The organism is Caballeronia sp. LjRoot34 (assembly GCF_964253815.1).
Lineage (GTDB): Bacteria > Pseudomonadota > Gammaproteobacteria > Burkholderiales > Burkholderiaceae > Caballeronia.
Window position 1 is genome coordinate 1,048,429 of sequence record NZ_CAXUSB020000002.1, and the last position, 24,769, is coordinate 1,073,197.

The window sequence follows — 24,769 nt, forward strand, 5'->3', positions numbered from 1 at the left end:
GCACGCGCCCTGGCGTTCGTTTAGCCGGCTCCGGTCGAAGAGGCCAGGGCGCTGATGGTTTCCCTTATGTTGCTCGCGGCAACATCGTTTAACCGTGTGCTCAGGCCGCGCCGGTGATTGGGGTTTTATCGCGGATTGACGTGACATGCTGCCTGGCCGCCTCGTTCCCGTGAGATAGCGCGCGCACGGCAAGGGAAAACGCTAACTGGGTATCGTGCGCAACAGCGCTACGGTCATCGTCGAAGAGTTTGGCTGCGTGGCGCAAATGCTGTGCCGCTTGCCCATGGAGTTCCGCAGCTGTTGCGTGATGCTGCGCGGCGGTCGTGCTGTGTTCAGCGGAACCCGTTGGCGGCGGCAATACTGTCGACGAACCGGCGTTGTGTTTGACGACGCTGTTGGCCTCGTCTATGGCGTGAAGCGCATAACCGTGTGCCATGACCGCCTGATGGGCGGCGTGGTCGTAGTCCTTGCCTGCTTCGAAATGGTGTGACGCCTCGCGGTGAAATCGCGCGGCCTGCTCGTGATGCGACGCTGCGGCTTCGAGATGTCCCTTTTTACTTTGTTTTGTGTTCATGGCTGCTCCTCCTGTACAACTTGTCCGACTTCGACGTTTGACCCGTCGCATGATCCACGCAACAGGCCGGAACCTATCCAATGAATTTACGCTTCTTCGGTTCCCGGATGTCTTTTTTCTGCAGGTGGGTGCGCTCTGGCGCTACTTGCTTGTACCCCGGCCGCAGTGAAACACGATGACGTTGCCGGGATGGCGGTGGCTAAGTCGATCACCAGGAGTTCAGCGCAGCGGATGACCTACACGCTTGAAAAGCTGAGGTATGTGAAGAAGCATCCGCGCACGAAGCGTTACCAGCTTGCGTTGAATGCGATGCAGATTGGCTTTAACCAGGCGTGAGCGTGTGGTGCATACGCGGTACACGGTGACGGATCTCGGCGAGATTGATTCTCGGCTGATGCAAGGGAGGCTTAGCGGCTATGCGTCGAACGGGGAAGGGCTGATTATTGGCGATATGACGATTCCAGCGGCCGTGGTTGACCGGGAGCGGCGGCCAATGGGATCGGTGTTGTTGTCGCGCCGACGAGTCACCGGACGCTCGCCGAAGCGAAGCAGCGCCGGGCACCGGCAGTAATTGATTGCGCGCGCACAATCAACGACTCAATCCATACGCATGGATAGGTTTTTCGTTCGCACTCCTCCAACTGAACCCTTTGGCCGGGTGCGAACGAAACCAACGAAAGCGCGCCTTCTTCAATACCCCGGCGGCGGAGGAGGCGGCATTCCGGGCGGCGGTGGCGGAGGAGGCGGCTGCGTCGAATAAACGCCTTGCGGCGGCGGTGCGCTCATCATCCGGCCGCGCATTGGCACGCGGTTGCCGTTCGCATACATGCACTGCAGATACGCGTAGTCATAGCGTCGCTGCACGTCATACGCCGAACCTTGCGCATTGGTCGCACCAAACAAACTGCCGCCCAGCAAGCCAGCGCCGGCACCAATAGCTGCGCCCGAACCGCCACCGAACGCCGCACCTGCCGCGGCGCCCAACGCCGTACCGACCACTGCACTGCCCACCGCGCTGTTGGTCGTGGCCTGATTGGCCGACTCGCCGCCCACCTGCCCATACGCAAACTGGCGACACGAACCGTCATCCGCGCGGAACTGGTCAAAAGTCTTGCCAGTGCCAGGAAGGGCCATCACGCTCGGTCCCGACGGCACTACGGCGCACCCGCCAAGAATGCCCAGCGAAACCCCCATTGAAACGAGTAATGCAAGTCTTGGATACTTCATGACGCTTTGATCTTCCATTCAAGGATTACTGAGAGTTGCCTGGCTGCGGCGCCACGGGACGCCAGCCGGACGGGCAGTCCTTCACATACGGGTAGTACGCTTTCGATGCATCGCAGTAGTACCAGGAACCACCCTGCTGTCCGGAGGCATCGGCCGACGGCCCCGGACCCTGCGCTTGTCCCTGTTCGACATAGTTGACCGGTGGCGGTGCCGGTACAGCCACGACCGGAGGATAGGGGTAGTAATACGGAACAGGTGCAACCGGATAGTAATAAGGCACACCCACGCCCACCCCAACAAAAACACGTGCAGCATTTGCCGGCCCGCAGAGACAGGCTGCGGCGACTGCGACCGCCGCCAGCGGCAAGCAAGAATTCAGGCGTTTCACGACATTTCTCCCAACCTGGTTTGACGATACGCTCCCCGATTCTTTACCGTAAGCGGTAAGCAGATATCGCACCGCCCCGCGATCTGCTGCATTAAAAGGAGCACACCTGAACGCTAATTCAGTTGACCACGAAGCGCCATTACAGACGTTACTCGCCATTTTTCCGATCGTTACAAAACTGCAGTGAACGTGTCTATTAGAAAGAAAATTGACAGTATAAAGTAATATATTTTACGAGAATCGTTCGAAAATCGCCTGTAATTCCGGGCACTTGGCGGCGAATGCATGCATTCGCCGCCAAGTGCCCGAAGCAGGGTCTCAGGATTGAAAACGATCAATTCGCCCGATAATTCCAGGTGCAGTGTTGTTTACATGAGACGCCGAATTGTCTTCAGGCACAAGAGCAGGTGTCTATGAATAGTTGCTCGTGCAACCAGCGGTTATTCGCGAGCAAGTGTCGGTGCGAATGGCGATGGAAGAGAACGTGTTGACGTTGCATCTGACCCGGCTGCAAGCGAAGCAGAACCGCAAGGCGATGTAGCGCCGTTAAAAAACGGTGGCCGGCAGTGGAACGCGACAAGGAAGCGGCGAGGTCAGAATAAAAGCGCAAGTGTAGCAGCGGTCCGGGCCAGGCCATGATGCGGACCATCACGCCGGCCCGTGGTCCGCGGACAAATGAACCGCGGACCACGGGCTCAGGCCGTCCGCTTCCGGTTATTGCCGCGTTTCAGCTCTGATCGCTTCGGCGAACCGCTTGATGTAGACCGGCGATGCATCGCTGATGGCCCAATACACCATGCCGTCCTGACGCCACTCGACCAGCGAGTAACCATCGTCGGATTGCGTGATCAGAGGCGTGGACGACGGAGCGCTTCTGCCATCGCTTTTGCCACGATCATCAGGGTAGACGTACAAGTCGATCGGATGTTTCAGATACCGGTAGATCATGACGGCAACGGGGCGATGATCCACGTAATCGAGCCGCCCGCCGACCAGCGGAAAGCCTTGCGCCTGGGGATCGACCACGGGTGGCGCATAGTCAATACGTCCATTGAACCAGGGCTTCACCGTGTGCTGGTCGCTCGACAACACATCCATCGTGCGCGCCGACATCAGTGCCCGTACATGGCTTGAAACGATCTCCTGTTGCAGGTCACTGCCACGGGGCGGTTGCCGGGTCCAGAGCAGCGTCATGAAGACCAGCGAGCACAAGCCGATCCCCGCGATTCCCCCGCCGATGAACGGCAATCCCGCCATGCGCCACAACCCGTTCCAAGGCGATGGACTTTTCCTGGCCGTTTCTGCTTTCAACCGGGCTTGCACCTGCGCGCGCAAGGATTCAGGGGCCCGTTCATAAAGCGACCCGTCGCGCAGTTTCCCCGCGAGCGATGAGTTGGATTTAGTTTCCACGCTTGGACTCCTCTGGACCGGCGGGTGGTGTTTTGACCAGGCGGATCGCCTGCTGTTCCGAGCCGCCCTGCGCCGCCCGTACAGCCGCGCACAACAGGCGGCGCGCGCGCGAAAGCCGTGACATGACTGTGCCCAGCGGGATGCCCGCCACGGCCGCTACGTCCCTGTAGCTCATGTCTTCCAGTTCACGCAAGACGATCACCTCACGATATTCAACCGGCAACGTAGCCAACGCCCGATGCACAAGTTCGGTTTCGTCCTGACGCACCGCGAGCTTTTCCGGATCGTCGCCGCTTTCATCGGCCCAGCCGGGGAGTTGATCGTCGACGTTGAGCGAATCGTCGTACGGCGTGGCATCCACGCGGTTATGTTGCCTGCGCCATTCGGTGAACCACGTGTTGCGCACGATCGCCAGCAGCCAGGCGCGCGGATTGTCGCCCTCGTAACTATCGAAGAAACGGAAGGCTCTCAGGAAGGCTTCCTGCACGACGTCGTCGGCGTCCGTGGGATTGCCACTCAACCAGCGGGCAAGGTTATACGCCGCGTCCAGATGCGGCAGCATCACCGCATCGAAGCGATTCGGCGAGTGCTTCGCCATCGGTACTCTCCCTGGCAAGCGGTGTTGCCGCGGAACCTGTGGAACGCGCGGAACGTGCAAACGTGCGCTACGCGCCGACGCGCATGACGGGTCGCCGGTCGGTCCGCAATACCGCAATTCAAGACGCCGGCTCTCGACTGTACTTACCGGTCAACTACCTGATTTATTCCCGATTATGCGAGTTTGGCGAAAAAATTGACCAGGAATAAAGCGCTGGACCTCTGAGTTTGATGGGCATGGGCCAATGCATAGCCACGTGCATACCCGTTTTGCACACCCATCCATCAGGAGCCGTTCATGTCCGACCTCGACAAAAAAATCCTCCCGCCCGACCCCCTCACGGAACACGGCGCCAGACGGCGCACCGCACTGACGTGCATGGCATGGGCCGGTGCAGGCATGCTGTGGACCCTGAACGGCGGCGTGCCGGGATCAAAGCTGATAGGGGGCACCGCAGAGGCTGCCGAAATCGACCGTCATGCGTTCAGCTTCGTGCAGATCAGCGACAGTCATATCGGCTTCAGCAAGGACCCGAACCTCGATCCGGCAAGCACCTTGCAGGAAGCCGTCGACGAGATCCGCACTAGCTCGGAGAAGCCCAGGTTCATCATCCATACCGGCGACATCAGCCACCTGTCCAAGCCCGGCGAGTTCGACACCGCCACGCAGATCGTCCAGAGCGCCGGGCTCGATGTGCACTACGTACCGGGCGAACACGACGTGCTCGTCGATGACGGCGGTTCATATTTCGAGCGCTTCGCCAAACCCGCGGACCCCAAGTGGTACAGCTTCGATCAAGGCGGGGTGCATTTCGTCGGCTTGACCAACGTGCTGGATCTGCGTGGCGGCGGCCTGGGTTTTCTCGGCGACGAACAGCTAGCGTGGCTGAAGCAAGACCTGCACGCGCGCACGAGCAGCACGCCGCTGGTGGTGTTCGCGCATATCCCCCTCTGGTCTTTGTATCCGCAATGGGGCTGGGGCACCGACGACAGCGCGCAGGCGCTGAGCCTGATGAAGCGTTTCGGCTCGGTCACGGTGCTCAACGGCCATGTGCATCAGGTCGCACAAAAAGTTGAAGGTGAGATCAATTTTTACTCCGCGTTGTCGACCGCTTTTCCGCAACCCGCACCGGGCACGGCAGCAGGTCCCGGTCCGATGAAGGTCCCGGCGGACACGCTACGCAAGATGCTCGGGGTGCGCACAGTCAACTATGTTCCAGGCAAAGCTGACCTGGCCATTGTCGATACGCGGCTCAGCGTATGAGCGCCATCTTGAACAAGCGGAGAACGATGATGTCTGATATTCGGCGTGCATGGGTAGCGAAGTCCGCTGCCAAAACGCTGGTCGCCGTATCCTTTGCAACGGCGCTGGCGGCTGCGCCCGCATTCGCCGCCGAGGCGAAGCCGGCGGCTATCGTAGTGATCGACAACTTCTCGTTTAGTCCTGCTCAGTTGTCCGTTTCAGCAGGGTCGACCGTGACCTGGGAGAACCATGACGACATGCCTCATACCATCGTCAACGATGCAACGCCGCGCGAATTTAAGTCGGCGCCGCTAGATTCCGGGGAGCAGTTTTCACAGACGTTCCCGAAGCCCGGCACGTACAAGTATTTTTGTTCGATCCATCCGCACATGACGGGCACGATTGTTGTGAAATAGAAGGGACTACTACGGGCTATTGCTGCAGACCCAGCCGATACCACGTGACCTGCCGGTACGGTTCACCGGGGCGCACGATCACGCTTCCCGCGTCCGCCATGTTGACCTGGTTTGGGAACGCGCCGGCCTGGAGACACAGGCCGGCGTGTTTGCCGTAACGCTGTCCGTGCCGTCCCACGATGCCGTCCAGATGATTGCCGGTATAAAACTGCACGCCGGGTGCATTGGTTCCCATTGTCAACTCGCGGCCACTGCCGGGGTCGTAAAGCCGTACCACCGGCTTGAGCGTTTTGCCGCTTTCGCCTACGACATAGCAATGGTCGAAACCGCCCGCACGCGCGAGCTGGTCGTGCGGCCAGTCGAGCCGTGCGCCGAGCGGAGCGCTCGCGCGAAAATCGAACGCATGGCCCGCGACCTGAGCGCGGCCTTCGGGGATCAGGGCGGCGTCGACTTCGAAGAACGTGTCGGCATCGATGGAAATGACGTGGCCGCGGATATCGGCGGTTTCGTCGCCGGACAGATTGAAGCAGGCATGGTTCGTCAGGTTCAGCGGCGTAGGTGCATCCGATACGGCTTCATACGCGAGCGTCAAGGTGCCGTCGTCGTCGAGCGTATAGCGCAATGTAGTGGACACATTGCCTGGAAACCCCGCGTCGCCTTCTGGCGATTCATGCGTGAGGACCAGTGCGCCGTCCACTTCCCGTGCGTCCCACAGCGCCCGATGAAATCCTGCCGCACCGCCATGCAGCAAGTTGTCGCCCTCGTTGCGATCGAGCGAATACGCGACGTTGTCGAGCGCGAAGCGCGCGTTTTCGATGCGGTTTGCCCAGCGTCCGATCACACCGCCCAGATAAGCATGGCCGGCGAAATATTCGGCGGGCGTGTCGTGTCCCAGCAGGACATCTGCCACGCGTCCCGCGCGATCGGCGGTATTCCACGAGACCAGCGTTGCACCGAGATCGCTGATTGCGACGCGCATGCCGTGCACATTGCGCAGCGTGAACAGGCGCGCAACATCGCCGCCGGGCAACTCTCCCCAGCGTTCGACACTTACGCGCGCAGAGCCTGGGCGGAGAGGGGTGGGCATATCGGCGAAAATTTCGGCGAAACTCATGGAGGGCGGGGATCAGCCGGGTTGTGCGCAGGGCGCGACCGCCAGGCGCTCCTGATATTCGCGCGGCGTACAGTCCAGCTCGCGGCGGAACACGGCGTACATGTATTGCAGCGAAGTGAAACCGCAGCGGATGGCGACTTCGGCGCTGGATAGATCGTGACGGGCGAGGAGTTGCTTCGCGACATCGAGTTTGTGATTCAGTATCTCCTGATGCACGGTGCAACCGAGTTCGCGGCGGAAGTGATCCTCCAGCGACGAGCGCGATACGCCCACGTAATCGGCCACTTGTTCGGTCTTGATGCCCTGGCATCCGTATTGCCGGATGTAATGGCGCGCACGCATGACATAGGGACTCGACACCGGTTGATGGCGAGTCGATTCGAGCACGTTGATGCCCACCGGCGGCACGAGGATGCGTCTGCCGTGAAAGCGTGCGCCACCCAGCATCTGGTGCAGCAAATGAGCCGCTGTACGGCCCATTTCCTCGGTTCCCTGAATCACGGAAGAGAGCGGAATGCGGGTGAGCGAGCGGGTCAGCGGATCGTTGTCGATGCCAATGATGGCCACTTGCTCAGGTACGGGAATACCCGAGATGAGGCACGCCTGCAGCAGATGCCGTGCGCGGGCATCGGTCACGGCGATCACGCCGACGGGCTTCGGCAAGCTCTCGAGCCATGAGGTCAGTTGTGCGCTTGCCTGGCTCCAGACCGGCGCGCTGGTCGGCAGGCCGCGATGGATATCTGCCTCCAGCCCATCGGCTGCGAGCAGCGTCTTGAAGGCCAGTTCACGCTCTTGTGCCCAGCGGTTTTCCGGCGCTTCAGGCAGGCTATAAAGCGCGAAACGTTGCAAGCCCGCACCGATCAGATGCGTGTACGCAAGCGACATCAGCTTGGTGTTGTCGGTTGCGATATAGGGCAGCCTGGCTGGATAACATGTCGGGTCCGCATAAGACGAACCTACGGCGACCACGGGCAGTTGGGAATCTCCCAATGCTTCGGCCACTGCTGGATCGTCGAAATCCGCGATGATGCCGTCGCCTTCGAAGCGTTCAATGCCATTCAGCCGGCAGCGGAAATCTTCCTCCAGGAAGAGATCCCATGCGACGCGCGTGGACAGCAAATAGTTGCCGATGCCGGTAATCACCTCGCGGTCATACACTTTGTTCGCGTTGAACAGCAGCGCGATCCGGTGTGAAGCCTGAGCGGTCTGTGGTCGTGTCATCGAACTCCGTATGGATGCATGCCGCTGGCCGCGATATGTCCATCGTCTCTGTTGCGGCGCAATATGCGCCTGTTTTTTTATGGGGTCTTTTTAGCGTTTGCTGATTTTAGGCCCGTGCGTCGGGGAACCGCCAGCCTGATTTTCACTTAGTGGTGTTACGAAATTGGGTAGGGGTGTTCGTTCGCACTCGGGGTTTGGGCGTTGATTTTTGGGGGGTATGGTGGGTTCTGGGGTTGGCGGTCGGGGTTAGTGCTGGGTTGGTCGGTTCCGGGGTTAGTGGTCGGTCGGGTTCATTGCCGGGTTGGTGCTTTCGGCCTTAGTGGTCTGCAAGAGTTGGATTTTCTCTTGATCACTATTAGCCACTGTGCGTGGCGGCACGTCATTTCTTTGTCCAAAGCGACAAAGAAACGAAGCAAAGAAAGCGCTTTAACCGCTCTACCCTAAGTGTCCACAGCGTGCAGTTTCTATTCATAGGTGCCCCAAAAGCACGGTGCTCGCCAGAACCACCGATGTTTGAACCCCTCCTTCTCGCGAATCCTGACACGAACACGCTTCGCCCCGTACGCTCTCGGGCAAGCACAATTGCTAAGGAACCCGCACCGCCTCACGGGTATTTACGGCTGCGGTTTTTTGACAGGTTAGCTACCTGGTCCATGCGACCGTATTCATAGGCCACAGCTTGGTGCGTGTTCGTGTTTACTGCTTCAGTTTTTGTGAATTGGCTGCGCGTTCTGTACAGCCATTTTCGTCGGTTACGGCCGCCCGCATTTTCGCGACCTGGTTTCTCGGTGGGTTAGCGACGTGGTTCGAGGTGCGCACATAGTTGGTGGTTGGTGTCCGCGGATAGCGAGGGGTGCTCCTTGGGCAGGTTCAATCACTGGTGGCGAAGCGTGTGGTTCCTTGGCAATGGTGCTTGCCCGAGAGCGTACGGGGCGAAGCGTGTTCGTGTCAGGATTCGCGAGAAGGAGGGGTTCAAACATCCGTGGCTCTGGCGAGCACCGTGCTTTTGGGGCACCCATGAATGAAAACTGCACGCTGTGGACACTTAGGGTAGCGTGGTTTAAAAGCGTTTTCTTTGCTTCGTTTCTTTGTCGCTTTGGACAAAGAAATGACGTGCCGCCACGCACAGTGGCTAATAGTGATAAAGAGAAAATCCAACTCTCGCAAACCACCACGGCCGAAAGCAGCAACCCGGCACTGACTCCGACCGCTAACCCAGAACCGACCACCCCGGCATTAACCCTGACCACTAACCCCCGGGAACCCACCACCCCACCATAGCCCACCAAACCCCAAGTGCGAACGCCCCCCCTCCCGCTAACCTCCAACCTCAAGAAACACCATAAGCGCTGGCGGATTTCGCAATTGCCCGGTCCGCGACGATGCTGGCAGCATGGTGACACATTAAAAAGAAGGAGACGCCCATGTCATATTTCGAACATTTGCCCGCCGTGCGTTACGAAGGCCCCCAGTCGGATAACCCCTTTGCTTATCGCCATTACGACCCCGACAAACTGGTGCTCGGCAAGCGCATGGAGGATCACTTGCGGCTGGCCGTCTGCTACTGGCATACGTTCGTCTGGCCGGGCGTGGACATGTTCGGCCAAGGCACGTTTCACCGTCCGTGGCAGCAACCCGGCGACGCTATCGAACGCGCCCATCTGAAAGCCGACGCGGCGTTCGAATTCTTCTCGAAACTGGGCGCGCCGTATTACACCTTCCATGACACGGACGTGTCACCCGAAGGCGACAGCATCAAACACTACGTCAACAACTTCAAAGGCGTCACGGACTATCTGGCGGCCAAGCAGGAGGAGACCGGCATCAAGCTGTTATGGGGTACGGCGAACCTGTTCTCGCACCCGCGCTACGCAGCAGGAGCCGCGACCAATCCAAACCCCGAAGTGTTTGCGTTCGCGGCCACGCAGGTGTTCCAGGCGCTTGAGGCCACGCATCGGCTTGGCGGCGAAAACTATGTGTTGTGGGGCGGTCGCGAAGGTTACGACACGCTGCTCAATACCGATCTCAAGCGCGAACGGGATCAGCTCGGACGTTTCCTTAACATGGTGGTGGAGCACAAACACAAGACGGGTTTCAAAGGCGCGTTGCTGATCGAGCCGAAACCGCAAGAACCGACCAAGCACCAGTACGACTACGACGTAGCGACAGTCCACGGTTTTCTCGCACAGTTCGGTTTGCAAAATGAAATCCGCGTAAACATTGAAGCGAATCATGCAACGCTGGCGGGACATTCGTTCCACCATGAAATTGCGACTGCATACGCGCTAGGTATCTTCGGCAGTGTCGATGCAAATCGCGGCGATCCGCAAAACGGCTGGGACACTGACCAGTTTCCAAACAGCGTCGAAGAGCTGACGCTGGCGCTGTATGAAATCCTGCGGCACGGCGGCTTCAGCACCGGCGGCATGAATTTCGATGCGAAGGTACGGCGCCAGAGCGTAGCGCCCGAAGACCTGTTCTTTGGGCACATAGGCGCGATCGACGTGATAGCGATTGCACTTGAACGGGCCGCCACGCTGGTCGAGAACGACAAGCTTGCCGAATTCAAGACGCAGCGTTATGCAGGTTGGGACACAGAATTTGGCCGCAAGATACTCTCGGGCGGTTACTCTCTGGAGTCGCTGGCTATCGATGCGCTTGGACGTCGTGTTAACCCTCAGCATGTGAGCGGACAACAGGAGCAGCTTGAAAATATCGTGAACAGGGCGATCTATAAGTGATGTGCTTATTCGCGGAAACCCGCATCGAAAATCATTAAGCGGCCCGGCTGATTTCGCAATTGCATCCAAGGCGATCAAGGGCCCAAGCTAACGACAAAATAAAGAGACGACCCACCCGCAAAACCGACGACCGCGAACATCGATTCGCGGCGCAAGCAGTAGATTCCGCCGACGTCCCCTCTCTCGCACATGCGTTGTCCTGACCGGCCACGCAGGAAGACGCATCGGCTAGTCAACCATAAAAAGGAGTGAGACATGAAGTTCGCAAAACGCCGTGCCGTGCTGGGATCGCTGGTCTGTGGAGCGATGTTCGCCAGTTTGTCCGTACTTCCTACCCTCGCTCATGCGAGCAAGGACAAGCCTGAAATCGGCTTCTGTATTGACGACCTGCGGGTCGAGCGCTGGTCGCGTGACCGCGATTATTTTGTCGCCGCCGCCACGAAGCTGGGCGCCAAGGTGTCCGTGCAATCCGCCGATGCCAGCGAAGAACGGCAGATATCGCAGATCGAAAACCTGATCTCGCGGGGTGTCGATGTCATCGTGATCGTGCCGTTCAATTCGAAAACCCTCGGCAATGTAGTGGCGGAAGCGAAGAAGGCGGGCATCAAGGTGGTGTCGTACGACCGTCTGATCCTCGACGCCGATGTGGACGCCTATATCTCCTTCGACAACGAAAAGGTCGGCGAAATGCAGGCGCAAGGCGTGTTCAACGCCCAGCCCAAGGGTAACTACTTCATGCTCGGCGGCGCACCGACCGACAACAACGCGAAGATGCTGCGTGCAGGGCAGATGAAGATCCTGAAGCCGGCCATCGATCGCGGCGACATCAAGGTTGTCGGCCAGCAATGGGTGCCGGAATGGAGCGCCGCGACCGCGCTGCGCATCACCGAAGACGCGCTGACCGCGAACGACAACAAGATCGACGCGATCGTGGCGTCCAATGACGGCACGGCCGGCGGCGCGATCCAGGCGCTTGCCGCGCAACACCTCGCGGGCAAGGTGCCTATCTCCGGGCAGGATGCCGACCTGGCAGCAGTCAAGCGCCTGGTGGATGGCACGCAGACCATGACCGTCTATAAACCGCTGAAGCTGATTGCAGGCGAAGCGGCCAAACTGGCGGTGGACCTGGCGAAAGGGCAGCAACCGGCCTATAACGCGAAATATGATAACGGCATGAAGCAGGTCAACACCGTGTTGCTGCAGCCGACGCTCCTGACCAAGAGCAATGTCGATACCGTGATAAAGGACGGCTTCTATACGCAGGCCCAGTTGGCGGGAAATTAATACGCCTTTTGCGTCATGCCAGGCGTGAGGGCCTTGAAAATACGCTCTAAGCGTATGAGGCCTTCACGCTGATTCACTGTCCAGGATAAAAACCGCATGGCAAACGCGCTGCTGGAAATGCACGGCATCGTCAAGACGTTTGGCGGTGTGAAGGCGCTCGATGGAATCGACCTCGTGGTCTCGCCCGGGGAATGCGTGGGTTTGTGCGGCGAGAACGGCGCAGGCAAATCGACGCTGATGAAAGTGCTGTCCGGGGTGTATCCGCACGGCACGTGGGAAGGAGAAATCCTCTGGGAAGGTGAGCCTTTACGGGCATCAACCATCCGCGAAACGGAAGATGCCGGCATTGTCATCATCCATCAGGAACTGATGCTGGTGCCGCAATTGTCGGTGGCGGAAAACATCTTCCTCGGCAACGAAATCACGTTGAGCGGCGGCCGGATGAACTACGCGGCCATGTATCAGCGCGCCGACGAACTGCTGCGTGAACTGAACATCAGCGGCATCAACGTGGCTCAACCTGTGATGAACTACGGCGGTGGCCATCAACAACTGATCGAGATTGCCAAGGCGTTGAACAAGCGCGCGAAGTTGCTGATCCTGGATGAACCTTCTTCGTCCCTGACCGCGAGCGAAATCCGCATCTTGCTCGACATCGTGCGCGACCTGAAGAAGCGCGGCGTGGCGTGCGTGTACATCTCGCACAAACTCGACGAGGTGGAAGCAGTCTGCGACACCATCACCGTGATCCGGGACGGCAAGCATGTCGCCACGCAGCCCATGAAGGATCTGAGCACCGACAGCATCATCGCGATGATGGTCGGCCGGGAGATCAAGAACCTGTTCCCGCGCGAGCCGCACGACATTGGCGAAGTGATTTTCGAGGCACGCCACGTCACCTGTTTTGATGTGACCAACTCGCGGCGCAAGCGCGTGGACGACGTCTCGTTTTCGCTGCGCAAGGGCGAGATTCTCGGCGTTGCCGGGCTGGTCGGCGCGGGGCGGACCGAACTGATGCAGGCAATCTTCGGCGCTTACCCGGGCATCAGCGAGGCGGAGGTTTATCTGAACGGCAAGCGCCTCAAGATCAAGACCCCGGCCAATGCGATCGATGCCGGTATCGGCATGGTGCCTGAGGACCGCAAGCGCCACGGCATCGTGCCGCAACTCGGTGTGGGACATAACATCACGCTTGCCGTGCTGAATCGTTTTGCGAAGGGCGGGCGGATTGATTCGGCGGCCGAGCTCGACACGATCAATACCGAGATGAAGCGGCTTTCCGTGCGTGCCGCCACGCCGATGTTGTCTATCGCGAGCCTGTCCGGCGGCAATCAGCAGAAAGCCGTGCTGACCAAGATGCTGCTGACCGATCCAGCCATTCTTATCCTCGATGAACCCACGCGGGGCGTCGACGTCGGCGCCAAGTTCGAGATCTACAAACTCATGTTCGCGTTGGCCCGGCGCGGTATGTCAATCATCGTGGTGTCGTCAGAGCTCAACGAAGTGCTTGGCATGAGCGACCGCGTGCTAGTCATAGGCGAGGGCCAACTGCGCGGCGACTTTATTAACGAAGGGCTCACGCAAGAACATATCCTGGCAGCGGCCATCCGCGCGACCCCACAGACAAACTCTTTTCAAGCGAGCGTCGCATGACTCCTGACGTCACCTCGTCGCCCAAACGCAGCGTTACCGGCGGCGCAAGCACCACATCCGGTCAGCGCTTCAAGCAGCTTTTCACGCGTTACAAATTGCTCGCGTTGCTGCTGGCGGTAACCGTCATCTGGATCTTCTTTTCCTTCCTCACCGACGGCGCGTTCGTCACGCCACGCAACCTGTCGAACCTGCTCCGGCAGATGTCGATTACCGGCATGCTCGCATGCGGCATGGTGTTCGTGATCATCGCGGGCGAGATTGATTTGTCGGTTGGATCGCTGCTGGGTTTGCTCGGCGGCGTGGCCGCTATTCTCGATGTCTCGCATCACTGGCCGATCCAGTTCACCGTGCCGGCGGTGATGCTGCTTGGCATTGCGATCGGCATGTTCAACGGCTGGTGGTCGACCTATCTGCGAGTGCCGTCGTTCATTGTCGGGCTTGGCGGCATGCTGGCGTATCGGGGCGTGCTGCTTGGCGTGACCGGCGGTTCGACGATCGCGCCGGTCTCCAGCAATCTCGTGTTTATCGGCCAGGGATATTTGCCGCGCATGGCGGGCAATGCGCTTGCTGTCGTGCTGTTTGCGTTGCTTGTCACGCTGACCGTGCGCCAGCGGCAGAACCGTCTGCGTTACAACCTGGCCGTCGTGCCGCTTTGGCAGGACGGCGTGAAGATCGTGGCGGCGGGGCTGGTGCTGGTCGCGTTCGTGACCACGTTGAACCAGTACGGCGGCATTCCTGTGCCGGTGCTGCTACTGCTGGCGTTGCTCGGTATTTTCACCTATGTCGCGACGCAGACTGTGTTCGGCCGCCGCATTTATGCAGTGGGTTCAAACCTCGAAGCAACGCGTTTGTCGGGCGTGAATACGAACCGCGTGAAGCTGATGATCTTCGCGCTGATGGGCCTGATGTGCGCGCTTGCCGGGCTGGTCAACACGGCGCGGCTCGCGGCCGGATCGCCGTCGGCGGGGACGATGGGCGAGCTCGACGCCATTGCCGCGTGCTTTATCGGCGGGACGTCCATGCGCGGTGGTTCGGGGACCGTCTATGGCGCGTTGATCGGGGCGCTGGTGATGGCGAGCCTTGACAACGGCATGTCGATGCTCGACGTCGATTCGTATTGGCAGATGATCGTGAAGGGCGGGATTCTCGTGCTCGCGGTGTGGATCGATGTCGTGTCGGGCTCCAATCAGCGTTAGGGTCAGGGTCTGAGGGTTTCCGCGGACGGTGCTTCCGGCGCTTAAGTGTCACAAAACTTGGCGCATAATCCGAGCACCGTACGTGCCAGATCCGGGAGACGACATGCTGACCAAGAGCGAAGAGCGCGTTGCGCACCTTCTCACTGACGTAGTCGATTTTGCACGGGGACGGCTTCCCGCGCCCGCGTTCGATGTCGTTGAACCACTGCTGAGCCACTACTACGCGCTTGCGGACCCCGAAGACATCCAGAGCCGCGACATAGCCGATCTCTACGGCGCGGCCATGGCGCACTGGCAGACGGCGCAAAAATTCACGACCGGCCGCGAAGTCCTGCGCGTATACAACCCCAACCTTGAACAACACGGCTGGCACTCCGATCACACGGTGGTCGAGATCGTCAACGACGACATGCCGTTCCTCGTCGACTCGGTCACGATGGCGGTCAACCGACTCGGCCTGGCGATGCATTCCGCCATTCATCCGGTGTTCCGGGTCTCCCGCGCCGCAAGCGGGGCAATCACGCGTATCGCGTTGGGTCACGTTGACGGCGGCGATCCGCAATCGCGCCTCGAGTCGTTTATTCACTTCGAAGTGGATCGCTGCGGCGAGGCGGCCAAGCTCGACGAGCTACGCCGTGACATCGCTCGCGTGCTCGGTGACGTACGTGCTTCAGTGGAAGACTGGCCGAAGATTCTTGAGGTTGCACGCGCCACTATCGGAGAAATGAAAGCGCGTGAGACCAGCGCGGATGGCATCGAGGCACGCGCGTTCCTGGAGTGGATGGTGGCGGATCATTTCACCTTCCTCGGGCATCGCGACTACGAACTCATTACGCAGGATGACGGCTTTGCGCTGCGCGGCGTGCCGGGTTCCGGCGCAGGACTGTTGCGCGAAAGCCTGCGGCCGCCCGCGGCCGATAACGTCACGCCATTGCCTCCGGCCGCAGCAGCCATCATCAACGGCTCGGTGCCGATCTTTCTCACCAAGGCGAATTCGCGCGCGACGGTGCACAGGCCCGGTTATCTGGATTACGTGGGCGTGAAGCGCGTTGGTGCCGATGGCAAGGTGATTGGCGAACGGCGGTTTATCGGCTTGTACACGTCCACCGCGTATCTGGTGCCCACGTCCGAGATCCCGATCGTGCGGCGCAAATGCGCGAACATCATCAGGCGTGCCGGCTTTCTCGCGAAGGGACATTTGCATAAGTCGCTAGTGACCGTGCTCGAACAATATCCACGCGAAGAACTCTTCGAAGCCGATGAGGACGACCTGTTCGATATCGCGCTCGGCGTGCTGCGATTGCAGGAACATCAGCGCACACGCCTGTTCGTGCGGCGCGACCGGTTCGACCGCTTTGTCTCATGCCTCGTGTTCGTCCCGCGCGACAAGTTCAACACGGACCTGCGCAAACGGATCGCGACCGTACTCATGCAAGCGTTCAACGGCAAGAGCATCGAATTCACGCCGCTGCTATCCGAGTCCCCGCTCGCGCGCATCTATATCACGGTGCGTTCGGATAAAGGCGCGATGCCCGAAGCCGATACGCGCGAACTCGAGCAACGGATCGTGCAGGTCGCGCGCCGCTGGCAAGACGATCTCGCCGATGCACTGGTCGACAGCTTCGGCGAAGAGCAGGGCAACCGGCTCCTGAATCGATACGCGGATTCATTTCCGGCGGGTTATCGCGAAGATTATCCGGCTCGTACGGCGGTGCGCGATATCGAGTTGATCGAACAGACACAGGTGAGGGCGGGCGGCCTCGCGATGAGCCTTTACAGGCCGATTGAAGCGGGGCGCCGGGCGTTTCGTTTCAAGGTGTACCGGGTGGGCGACCCGATCGCGCTGTCACATAGCCTGCCGATGCTGGAGCATCTCGGCGTGCGCGTGGATGAAGAGCGGCCTTATCGCATTGAACCGCTGGGTGCGCCGCATGCGTGGATACACGACTTCGGTCTGGAGCTTGCCGACGACGTGGAGTTCGATATCGATCGCGTCAAGGAACTGTTCGAGAACGCGTTCGCAAGCGTCTGGACCGGTGAAGTCGAGAACGACGACTTCAACCGGCTGGTCCTGCGCGCGCAACTCGGCGCCCGCGACGTCACGATCCTGCGCGCTTATGCCAAGTACCTGCGGCAAGTGGGCTCAACGTTCAGCGACGCCTACATAGAGCGCGCGCTGACCGGTAACCCGGCGATCGCGCGCAAGTTGCTTGAACTGTTCCTGGTGCGCTTCAATCCGGCTCTTCCAGGGATGCTAAGCGATAACCCTCAAAGTCGTGAGCTTCGCGATACCCGCACGCAGCAGGTGCGCGCCGACATAGAAGCCGCGCTTGATAACGTACCGAATCTCGATGAAGACCGCATCCTGCGCCAGTTCCTGGGTGTCATCAACGCGACGGTACGAACCAATCATTTTCGTAAGGATGCCGAAGGTAAGCCAAAACCTTATCTGTCATTCAAACTCGATCCGTCGATGGTGCCGGGCTTGCCCGAACCCAAGCCGATGTTCGAGATCTGGGTCTATGCGCCGCGCGTTGAAGGCGTGCACTTGCGGGGCGGAAAAGTGGCGCGAGGTGGCTTGCGCTGGTCGGATCGACGGGAAGACTTTCGCACAGAAGTGCTCGGCCTCATGAAGGCGCAGATGGTGAAAAACACCGTGATCGTGCCGGTTGGATCGAAGGGTGGTTTCGTGGTGAAGAACCCGCCGCCCGTCACGGACCGCGAGGCGTTCGCGCGTGAAGGCGTAGCGTGCTACCAGATGTTCCTGCGTGGCCTGCTCGACGTGACCGACAACCGCGTGGCCGGCGTTATCGTGCCGCCGCCGGATACCGTTCGCCATGATCCCGATGACCCCTACCTCGTCGTCGCCGCCGACAAGGGCACGGCCACGTTCTCCGATTATGCCAACGCCATTGCGCGCGAATACGGCTTCTGGCTAGACGACGCGTTCGCGTCAGGCGGTTCGGTAGGCTACGACCACAAGAGAATGGCGATCACCGCACGCGGCGCGTGGGAATCGGTCAAGCGGCATTCGCGCGAGATGGGCGTCGACACGCAGACGACGGACTTTACCGTAGTGGGTATCGGCGATATGTCCGGCGATGTGTTCGGTAACGGCATGCTGCTCTCGCGCCACATTCGCCTGATCGCGGCGTTCGATCATCGTCATATCTTCCTCGATCCGGAGCCTGACACCGTCGCGAGTTTCAACGAACGCGAGCGCCTGTTCGCGCTGCCGCGATCGAGCTGGGCAGACTACGACGCCACGCTGATTTCAGTCGGAGGCGGAATATTCCCGCGCACGGCGAAAACGATCGCGTTGTCGCCGCAAGTCCAGGACGCGCTCGGCGTGACAGCCGCGACGCTTGCACCGAACGAACTGATCCGCGCGATCCTGCTGGCCGAGGTGCATCTGCTCTACAACGGTGGCGTGGGCACCTACGTCAAGTCGACGCGCGAGACGCCTGCGCAAGTCGGCGATCGAACCAACGACGCCGTACGCGTCAACGGCTCCGAACTGCGCTGCAAGGTCGTGGCCGAGGGCGGCAACCTTGGCGTGACGCAGCTCGGCCGGATCGAATACGCGCAGCATGGTGGGCGTATCAACACCGATGCCATCGACAACTCCGCAGGCGTCGACTGTTCCGACCACGAGGTGAACATCAAGATCCTGCTGGGCCTTGTGGTGGCTGACGGCGAGATGACTGAAAAGCAACGCAACGCGCTGCTTGCCGAGATGACCGATGAAGTCGGCCTGCTCGTGCTGAACGACAACTACGCGCAGACGCAGGCGTTATCGATTGCGAACCGCTACGTGGCCGAAATGCTCGATGGCGAAGCGCGGCTGATGCGCTGGCTTGAGCGTGCGGACCGGTTGAAACGCAAGATCGAATTCCTGCCATCGGATGAGGACATCGCCGAACGTCAGGCGGCCCGGCTTGGGCTCACGTCACCCGAGCGCGCGGTGCTGCTGGCTTACAGCAAGATGTGGCTGTACGACGAACTGCTCGCATCCGACGTTCCCGAGGACGTGCTTGTAGCAGGCATGCTGCCCGACTATTTCCCGCTGCCTTTGCAGACGCGCTACAGCGAGCCGATGCAGCGTCATCCGCTCAGGCGCGAAATCCTGGCGACGCACCTGACGAATGCACTGATCAACCGGGTGGGCTGCACCTTCGTGCATCGGTTGATGGAAGAAACGGACGCGCGTCCGAGCGAGATCGTGCGTGCCTGCATCATGGCGCGTGACGTGTTCGATCTGAACGAGATCTGGCGAAGTATCGATGCGCTCGACAATCGTGTCGCAGACGAAGTGCAAGCCCGGATGTTCGTCGATGTCGTGCGGTTGCTGGAAGGGGCGACGCTCTGGTTCCTGCGTCATTTGAAGGTATCGACGGAGCAGGTTAACCTTGCGATCGAGCGTGTCATGCGTTGTCGTGAAGCGGCGCAAAGGCTTGCGCCACAGTTGCCGAATTTGCTGCCTGCCGATGAACTCAACGGGTGGACCGAACGGCGTCGCGTGCTGGAAGAGGCGAGCGTTGAAGGCGAGCTCGCGGCAAAAGTGGCGAGCGGCGAGTTATCGACCGCCGTGCTGGATAGCGCAGAAGTAGCGGCCAATTGTGGTCGTAGCCTTGAGACCGTCGCGAGCGTTTATTTCGCCATAGGCACGTTGCTGAACTACGGCTGGATCGCGGAGCGCGCGATGGCGTTGCCCGCGTCCACTCACTGGGACCTGCTTGCACGGGCGGCTGCTTTGGAAGAGCTCGCGCGGCTCAAGCGCGCATTGACGGTCAGTGCGCTCGAACAAACACGCGATATCGATACGCCTGAGGTGATCGTTGAAAACTGGCGGTCAAGAAGGGAAGCCGCGGTCGAACGTTACGCGCGTTTGCTGGCGGAATTGCGCGCAACAAGCGGTGCAAGTCTTTCGATGCTGCTGGTTGTGGTCCGTGAGATAGCGACGCTGGAACGCGCGTAGTGGCGCCGGGCTGGAGTCGTAAATATGCCTCCAGCCCAGCGGTCTCACACCGTCCAGTCCAGAATCACCTTGCCGCTCTGGCCTGAGAGCATGGTCGCGAACGCTTCTTCATAGTCGTCCACCGCGAAGCTGTGCGTGAGGATAGGCGAGAGATCGAGGCCGCTTTGCAGCATGGCGACCATCTTGTACCAGGTCTCGAACATCTCGCGGCCATAGATGCCCTTGATCTCCAGTCCTTTGAATATCACCTGGGTCCAGTCGATCGCCATGTTCGCGGGCGGGATGCCAAGCAATGCGACCTTGCCGCCGTGATTCATCGCTTCGAGCAAGCCCGTGAACGCGCTCGGCACGCCTGACATTTCCAGCCCTACGTCAAACCCTTCTGTCATGTGCAGCTCGGCCATGACGTCGCGCAGTGACGTCTCCGAGACATTGACCGCCCGCGTTGCGCCCATCTTGCGGGCAAGCTCCAGCCGGTAATCGTTCACGTCGGTGATCACTACGTTGCGCGCGCCCACATGCTTGGCGATGGCCACGGCCATGATCCCGATAGGCCCGGCACCCGTGATCAACACATCTTCGCCGACCAGATTAAACGATAGCGCCGTATGCGTCGCGTTGCCGAACGGATCGAAGATAGCAGCGAGGTCATCGGAAATTTCCGGCGGAATCTTGAACGCGTTGAACGCTGGAATCACGAGGAATTCAGCAAATGCGCCTGGACGATTGACACCCACACCCACCGTATTGCGACACAGATGCCGACGTCCCGCACGACAGTTTCTGCAGAAACCGCAGGTGATATGACCTTCACCCGACACGCGGTCGCCGATAGCGAAGCCGCGCACTTCCTGCCCCATTTCCACGATCTCGCCAACGTATTCGTGACCCACATGCATGGGCACGGGAATCGTTTTCTGCGCCCACTCGTCCCATTTCCAGATATGGATGTCGGTGCCGCAGATCGCCGTGCGTGTGATGCGGATCATCACGTCGTTGTGGCCGACTTCAGGCTTCTTGACGCGTGTCAGCGTCAGCCCTGGACCCCGTTCCAGTTTTGCCAGTGCTTTCATGATTGTTCCGATTTGTCCCGATGCCTCAGATAATGCCCAGTGAACGGCCGACGCGCGCAAACGCATCCACCGCGCGATCGATCTGCGCCGGCGTGTGCGCGGCGCTCATCTGCGTGCGGATACGGGCGCGGCCTTTCGGCACTACCGGGAACGAAAACCCGATCACGTAGACGCCTTCCTGCAGCAACGCGTCCGCCATGCGCGATGCCAATTGCGCGTCGCCAAGCATCACCGGGATGATCGGATGTTCGCCAGGCACGAGCGTGAAACCGAGCTTGCTCATGGCGTCGCGGAAGTGCGCGCCGTTGGCACGCACGCTTGCGCGCAGTTGGGCGCCTTCGTCGCTCGCAAGCAATTCGAGCACCTTCAGCGTGGCAGCGGCAATGCTGGGCGCGAGCGTATTCGAGAACAGATAGGGGCGTGAACGCTGCCGCAGCAACTCGACGATCTCGCGGCGTGCAGCGACGTAACCGCCGGATGCGCCGCCCAGCGCCTTGCCCAAGGTGCCGGTGATGATATCCACACGAGAAAGCACGCCGCAATACTCAGGCGTGCCGCGTCCGTGTTCACCGATAAAGCCGACAGCGTGCGAGTCATCGACCATGACCAGTGCACCGTATCGATCGGCGAGGTCGCAGATGCCGGCGAGATTCGCGATGATGCCGTCCATCGAAAATACGCCGTCGGTGGCGATCAGTTTGAAGCGCGCGCCGGCAGCGTCCGCTTCGCGCAGCTTCGTTTCAAGGTCGGTGAGATCGTTGTTCTTGTAGCGGTAGCGCTTCGCCTTCGACAAACGCACGCCGTCGATAATGCTCGCGTGATTGAGCTCGTCGCTGATGATTGCGTCGGACTCGTCGAGCAGGGTTTCGAACAGGCCGCCGTTGGCGTCGAAGCAGCTTGAGTACAGGATGCAGTCATCGGTTTGAAGGAACGAAGCGAGCGCTTGCTCGAGTTCCTTGTGGACGGTCTGCGTGCCGCAGATAAAGCGCACTGACGCCATGCCGAAACCATCGTGGTCGAGGCCCGCTTTGGCGGCTTCGATCAGGCGGGCGTCGTTGGCGAGACCGAGGTAATTGTTCGCGCAGAAGTTCAGCATGTCGCCGCCGCTCGCGAGCCGGATGGCGGCCGATTGCGGACTTGAGATCACGCGTTCGGTCTTGTAGAAACCGTCGGCGCGAATCTGGTCGAGAGTACTGCGCACGTGCGTGAGATAAGAATCATGCATGGATCATGCTCCTGAGTAATACGATGCCTGCGACGGTACTTGCACGATACCCGCGATGGATCGCATCGCGGGACCGCAAGGCAACGCTGTTTCGATAGTGCGGCTGTCAGTATGCAGGAACTGACGTCCGGCATGAAGCAAAATGCCGGATCAAAGCACTGCCAGCCAGCCTCCATCGACATAGATGATCTGGCCGTTCACATAACTCGACGCGGGCGACGAGAGATACACGGCCGTGCCGACCAGCTCTTCGGGTTTGCCCCAGCGTTGCGACGGATTGCTGCTTTTCACCCATGCATCGAACGCGGCGTTTTCTATGAGCGCCTGGTTCATGTCGGTCAGGATGTAGCCGGGGCCAATGGCGTTCGCCTGAATATTCGACGCCGCCCATTCGGCGCTCATGGCGCGCGTCAGCATCTTGATGCCGCCCTTGGCCGCCGTGTAGGCACCCACGGTCGCGCGTGCTCCCTCGCTCGTCAGCGACCCGATATTGACGATCTTGCCGCCCGAACCGCGCGCGATCATTCGTTTGGCCGCCTCCTTCGAAACGATGAAGGCGCTGGTCAGGTTGGTATCGATCACGCGCTGCCAGTCGCTGAGTTCCAGTTCCACGAGCGGCTTGCGAAACTGGATGCCGGCGTTGTTGATCAGGATGTCGATGTGGACCCCATCGTGGTCCCACTGCGCGAAGGCATCGGCGACAGCGTGTTCGTTGGTTACATCGAATGCACGGCCGGTCGCGGCGAAACCTTGCGCTTCCATCCGGGCGACTGCCTCGGCGACGGTGTCCGCGCGTGTACCGTTAAGAATCACGGCCGCGCCTGCGTTTGCCAGTCCTTGCGCCAGCGCAAAACCAATACCGCGCGCCGATCCCGTAACGAGCGCCGTGCGGCCGCTCAAATCGAATAACGTTGACATGCCTTGCCCTCTTGGTGGAATTCACCCGGCATTGTGGCAGGCCGCATGAACGGTTGCATGAAGGGCAACCCAGGGCGATCACTCCAGCTCGACCCCGCGCAACTCTGGAATCAGAAAGACGGTTGCCAGCAGATCGAGAATATAGATCGATGCCAGCAAGGCGATTGCCGTGCCGAACGAGTAATGCGTGGCGAGCGCACCGATAGCGAGCGGACCAAATCCGCCGACTCCGCGCCCGATGCTCCACAACACATTTTGCGCGGTGCTTCGCGCGTGCGTTGGATAAAGCTCGGCCATCAACGCGCCGTAACCGCCCATCATCCCGTTCACGAACAAGCCCATGAAAATACCGCCGATCAGCAACGCATCCGGGGTGCTGAGCGTCGAGTAGACGAACACCATGACCAGCGCGCCGACCTGATATCCGATGAAGGCCGGCTTGCGTCCTATGCGGTCCGCAAGCTGGCCGAAGATCCAGATGCCGGCGAGCATGCCGAGGATTGAGCAGCCGGTCCAGATGGCTGACTTGGTGAGCGTGTAGCCGAACATCTTCGACAGATAAGCCGGCATCCATACGATGAGGCCGTAGTACCCGAAGTTCTGAACCGAGCACAGGATGATCACGCCAATGCTGTGTTTAGTCGTGGCCTTGTCGCGAAACAGGGTCTTGATCGGGAACTCGCGTTTCTGCGCGGCATGCGTGCGCACGAACAGGTCGGATTCGCCGATAGCCTTGCGGATCACGAACGACCCCACTGCCGGAAACAGGCCGACCACGAACATGCCGCGCCAGCCGATATGCGGCAGCAGCAGCGGTGTGACCACGGCCGCCGCGAGGACGCCCACTTGCCAGCCCATGCCGACATACGACGACACGCGGCCGCGTTTGTCCGCAGGCCATGCTTCGATGGCAAGCGCCATGCCGATACCGAACTCGCCACCCAATCCGAGACCTGCAATAAACCGGTAGACGAGCAGATCGCCGTAACCCGTTGCGAGCGCGCAGAGGCCCGTGAAGAGTGCAAACAGCAGGATGGTGTAGGTCAGCACGCGGACGCGGCCGAGGTAGTCGCTCAAGATGCCGAAGCCGAGGCCGCCGGCTACTCCTCCGATTAATGTCCACGTGACCAGCGATCCAGCCTGTGAACTCGTCAGGCCGAGGTCGGCGGAAATCAGGTTCAGCATGAAGCCGAGGATGAGCAGATCGAAGCCGTCCATCGCGTAGCCTGAAACGGCTGCGATCAGGGCGCGAACCGGGCTCTGCGTTCCGGCCGCGAGAGGCGCGCCGTTGCCGGCCGGGACGTCGAGCGTTTCGACGCGGTCTTGCTTGTAGCTTGTCATGAGGGAAGGGCTCCGTGCGGATGGCGGCGACTCTGCCATGCACACGGGTGTCGAGCTGCTTGTGGATCATGCTTATCGATCAACCCAAGAACTCGAAGCCTGGTGTGCGCCCGTGATGATACAGCGCGCCGCGCCCGGTCAAAAAAGGGCGCGCGGGCCGCTGCATTCAT

At 60.2% G+C, this 24,769-nt stretch carries 19 protein-coding genes; 8 read left to right on the plus strand and 11 right to left on the minus strand.

Annotated features, from left to right (window positions below):
* Window positions 1-100 precede the first annotated feature (100 nt).
* The gene (locus tag ACSQ36_RS24335) at window positions 101-574 is read right to left on the minus strand and encodes a hypothetical protein (protein ID WP_213766356.1); all 474 of its coding nucleotides are present in this window, start codon (window positions 572-574) and stop codon (window positions 101-103) included.
* A 340-nt stretch (window positions 575-914) separates the two neighbouring features.
* On the opposite strand from ACSQ36_RS24335, the gene ACSQ36_RS24340 reads away from it, so the two are divergent.
* Complete coding sequence (locus ACSQ36_RS24340; protein ID WP_436183897.1) at window positions 915-1,145, plus strand: hypothetical protein; 231 nt, start codon at window positions 915-917, stop codon at window positions 1,143-1,145.
* A gap of 119 nt (window positions 1,146-1,264) precedes the next feature.
* Here the strand turns inward: ACSQ36_RS24340 and ACSQ36_RS24345 are convergent, their stop codons facing one another.
* The 4 genes from ACSQ36_RS24345 to ACSQ36_RS24360 form a co-directional block, all read right to left on the minus strand.
* Window positions 1,265-1,801, minus strand: a complete 537-nt coding sequence (locus tag ACSQ36_RS24345; protein ID WP_213766358.1) for a YMGG-like glycine zipper-containing protein — start codon at window positions 1,799-1,801, stop codon at window positions 1,265-1,267.
* Between the two features lie 25 nt (window positions 1,802-1,826).
* Window positions 1,827-2,189 carry a hypothetical protein gene (locus ACSQ36_RS24350; protein WP_436183898.1) on the minus strand — a complete coding sequence of 121 codons (363 nt, stop codon included), beginning with the start codon at window positions 2,187-2,189 and terminating at the stop codon, window positions 1,827-1,829.
* 714 nt (window positions 2,190-2,903) lie between these two features.
* Window positions 2,904-3,599 carry an anti-sigma factor family protein gene (locus ACSQ36_RS24355; RefSeq protein WP_436183899.1) on the minus strand — a complete coding sequence of 232 codons (696 nt, stop codon included), beginning with the start codon at window positions 3,597-3,599 and terminating at the stop codon, window positions 2,904-2,906.
* Window positions 3,589-4,197 carry an RNA polymerase sigma factor gene (locus ACSQ36_RS24360; RefSeq protein WP_213766361.1) on the minus strand — a complete coding sequence of 203 codons (609 nt, stop codon included), beginning with the start codon at window positions 4,195-4,197 and terminating at the stop codon, window positions 3,589-3,591. The genes ACSQ36_RS24355 and ACSQ36_RS24360 overlap by 11 nt, the downstream gene beginning before the upstream one ends.
* A 297-nt stretch (window positions 4,198-4,494) precedes the next feature.
* On the opposite strand from ACSQ36_RS24360, the gene ACSQ36_RS24365 reads away from it, so the two are divergent.
* Window positions 4,495-5,460 (plus strand): metallophosphoesterase family protein, encoded by a 966-nt coding sequence (locus ACSQ36_RS24365; RefSeq protein WP_436183900.1) that lies wholly within the window; start codon window positions 4,495-4,497, stop codon window positions 5,458-5,460.
* 26 nt (window positions 5,461-5,486) lie between these two features.
* Complete coding sequence (locus ACSQ36_RS24370; RefSeq protein WP_436183901.1) at window positions 5,487-5,855, plus strand: cupredoxin domain-containing protein; 369 nt, start codon at window positions 5,487-5,489, stop codon at window positions 5,853-5,855.
* 16 nt (window positions 5,856-5,871) lie between these two features.
* Here ACSQ36_RS24370 and ACSQ36_RS24375 read toward each other — a convergent pair whose 3' ends face one another.
* The gene (locus ACSQ36_RS24375) at window positions 5,872-6,969 is read right to left on the minus strand and encodes an aldose epimerase family protein (protein ID WP_436183902.1); all 1,098 of its coding nucleotides are present in this window, start codon (window positions 6,967-6,969) and stop codon (window positions 5,872-5,874) included.
* Window positions 6,970-6,981: 12 nt separating this feature from the next.
* Complete coding sequence (locus ACSQ36_RS24380; protein ID WP_436183903.1) at window positions 6,982-8,190, minus strand: XylR family transcriptional regulator; 1,209 nt, start codon at window positions 8,188-8,190, stop codon at window positions 6,982-6,984.
* A 1,424-nt stretch (window positions 8,191-9,614) separates the two neighbouring features.
* Here ACSQ36_RS24380 and xylA point away from each other — a divergent pair.
* From xylA to ACSQ36_RS24405, 5 genes are all read left to right on the plus strand, one after another.
* Window positions 9,615-10,931: a xylose isomerase gene (xylA, locus tag ACSQ36_RS24385; RefSeq protein WP_213766367.1), complete on the plus strand. Its 1,317-nt coding sequence runs from the start codon at window positions 9,615-9,617 to the stop codon at window positions 10,929-10,931.
* A gap of 255 nt (window positions 10,932-11,186) precedes the next feature.
* Window positions 11,187-12,215 (plus strand): D-xylose ABC transporter substrate-binding protein, encoded by a 1,029-nt coding sequence (gene xylF, locus ACSQ36_RS24390; RefSeq protein ID WP_436183904.1) that lies wholly within the window; start codon window positions 11,187-11,189, stop codon window positions 12,213-12,215.
* Window positions 12,216-12,311: 96 nt separating this feature from the next.
* On the plus strand, window positions 12,312-13,868 hold the full coding sequence (gene xylG, locus ACSQ36_RS24395) for a D-xylose ABC transporter ATP-binding protein (protein ID WP_436183905.1): 1,557 nt from the start codon (window positions 12,312-12,314) through the stop codon (window positions 13,866-13,868).
* Window positions 13,865-15,064 (plus strand): sugar ABC transporter permease, encoded by a 1,200-nt coding sequence (locus ACSQ36_RS24400; protein WP_436183906.1) that lies wholly within the window; start codon window positions 13,865-13,867, stop codon window positions 15,062-15,064. Before xylG ends, ACSQ36_RS24400 begins: the two co-directional genes overlap by 4 nt.
* Window positions 15,065-15,167: 103 nt before the next feature.
* The gene (locus ACSQ36_RS24405; RefSeq protein ID WP_436183907.1) at window positions 15,168-20,042 is read left to right on the plus strand and encodes an NAD-glutamate dehydrogenase; all 4,875 of its coding nucleotides are present in this window, start codon (window positions 15,168-15,170) and stop codon (window positions 20,040-20,042) included.
* Between the two features lie 44 nt (window positions 20,043-20,086).
* Here ACSQ36_RS24405 and tdh read toward each other — a convergent pair whose 3' ends face one another.
* The 4 genes from tdh to ACSQ36_RS24425 all read right to left on the minus strand — a co-directional run bounded on the left by tdh (window position 20,087) and on the right by ACSQ36_RS24425 (window position 24,599).
* Window positions 20,087-21,115 carry an L-threonine 3-dehydrogenase gene (gene tdh, locus ACSQ36_RS24410; RefSeq protein WP_436183908.1) on the minus strand — a complete coding sequence of 343 codons (1,029 nt, stop codon included), beginning with the start codon at window positions 21,113-21,115 and terminating at the stop codon, window positions 20,087-20,089.
* A gap of 25 nt (window positions 21,116-21,140) precedes the next feature.
* Window positions 21,141-22,340, minus strand: coding sequence for a glycine C-acetyltransferase (locus ACSQ36_RS24415; RefSeq protein ID WP_436183909.1), 1,200 nt, complete (start codon window positions 22,338-22,340; stop codon window positions 21,141-21,143).
* A gap of 150 nt (window positions 22,341-22,490) precedes the next feature.
* The gene (locus ACSQ36_RS24420) at window positions 22,491-23,258 is read right to left on the minus strand and encodes an SDR family oxidoreductase (RefSeq protein WP_436183910.1); all 768 of its coding nucleotides are present in this window, start codon (window positions 23,256-23,258) and stop codon (window positions 22,491-22,493) included.
* Between the two features lie 78 nt (window positions 23,259-23,336).
* Window positions 23,337-24,599: an MFS transporter gene (locus tag ACSQ36_RS24425; protein WP_436183911.1), complete on the minus strand. Its 1,263-nt coding sequence runs from the start codon at window positions 24,597-24,599 to the stop codon at window positions 23,337-23,339.
* Between the last annotated feature and the right edge of the window lie 170 nt (window positions 24,600-24,769).

Coding starts and splice junctions, on each gene's coding strand:
- ACSQ36_RS24335 (WP_213766356.1), bottom strand. CDS start 574: ATGAACACAAAACAAAGTAAAAAGGGACATCTCGAAGCCGCAGCGTCG.
- ACSQ36_RS24345 (WP_213766358.1), bottom strand. CDS start 1,801: ATGAAGTATCCAAGACTTGCATTACTCGTTTCAATGGGGGTTTCGCTG.
- ACSQ36_RS24360 (WP_213766361.1), bottom strand. CDS start 4,197: ATGGCGAAGCACTCGCCGAATCGCTTCGATGCGGTGATGCTGCCGCAT.
- ACSQ36_RS24365 (WP_436183900.1), top strand. CDS start 4,495: ATGTCCGACCTCGACAAAAAAATCCTCCCGCCCGACCCCCTCACGGAA.
- ACSQ36_RS24370 (WP_436183901.1), top strand. CDS start 5,487: ATGATGTCTGATATTCGGCGTGCATGGGTAGCGAAGTCCGCTGCCAAA.
- ACSQ36_RS24375 (WP_436183902.1), bottom strand. CDS start 6,969: ATGAGTTTCGCCGAAATTTTCGCCGATATGCCCACCCCTCTCCGCCCA.
- ACSQ36_RS24380 (WP_436183903.1), bottom strand. CDS start 8,190: ATGACACGACCACAGACCGCTCAGGCTTCACACCGGATCGCGCTGCTG.
- xylA (WP_213766367.1), top strand. CDS start 9,615: ATGTCATATTTCGAACATTTGCCCGCCGTGCGTTACGAAGGCCCCCAG.
- xylF (WP_436183904.1), top strand. CDS start 11,187: ATGAAGTTCGCAAAACGCCGTGCCGTGCTGGGATCGCTGGTCTGTGGA.
- xylG (WP_436183905.1), top strand. CDS start 12,312: ATGGCAAACGCGCTGCTGGAAATGCACGGCATCGTCAAGACGTTTGGC.
- ACSQ36_RS24400 (WP_436183906.1), top strand. CDS start 13,865: ATGACTCCTGACGTCACCTCGTCGCCCAAACGCAGCGTTACCGGCGGC.
- ACSQ36_RS24405 (WP_436183907.1), top strand. CDS start 15,168: ATGCTGACCAAGAGCGAAGAGCGCGTTGCGCACCTTCTCACTGACGTA.
- tdh (WP_436183908.1), bottom strand. CDS start 21,115: ATGAAAGCACTGGCAAAACTGGAACGGGGTCCAGGGCTGACGCTGACA.
- ACSQ36_RS24415 (WP_436183909.1), bottom strand. CDS start 22,340: ATGCATGATTCTTATCTCACGCACGTGCGCAGTACTCTCGACCAGATT.
- ACSQ36_RS24420 (WP_436183910.1), bottom strand. CDS start 23,258: ATGTCAACGTTATTCGATTTGAGCGGCCGCACGGCGCTCGTTACGGGA.
- ACSQ36_RS24425 (WP_436183911.1), bottom strand. CDS start 24,599: ATGACAAGCTACAAGCAAGACCGCGTCGAAACGCTCGACGTCCCGGCC.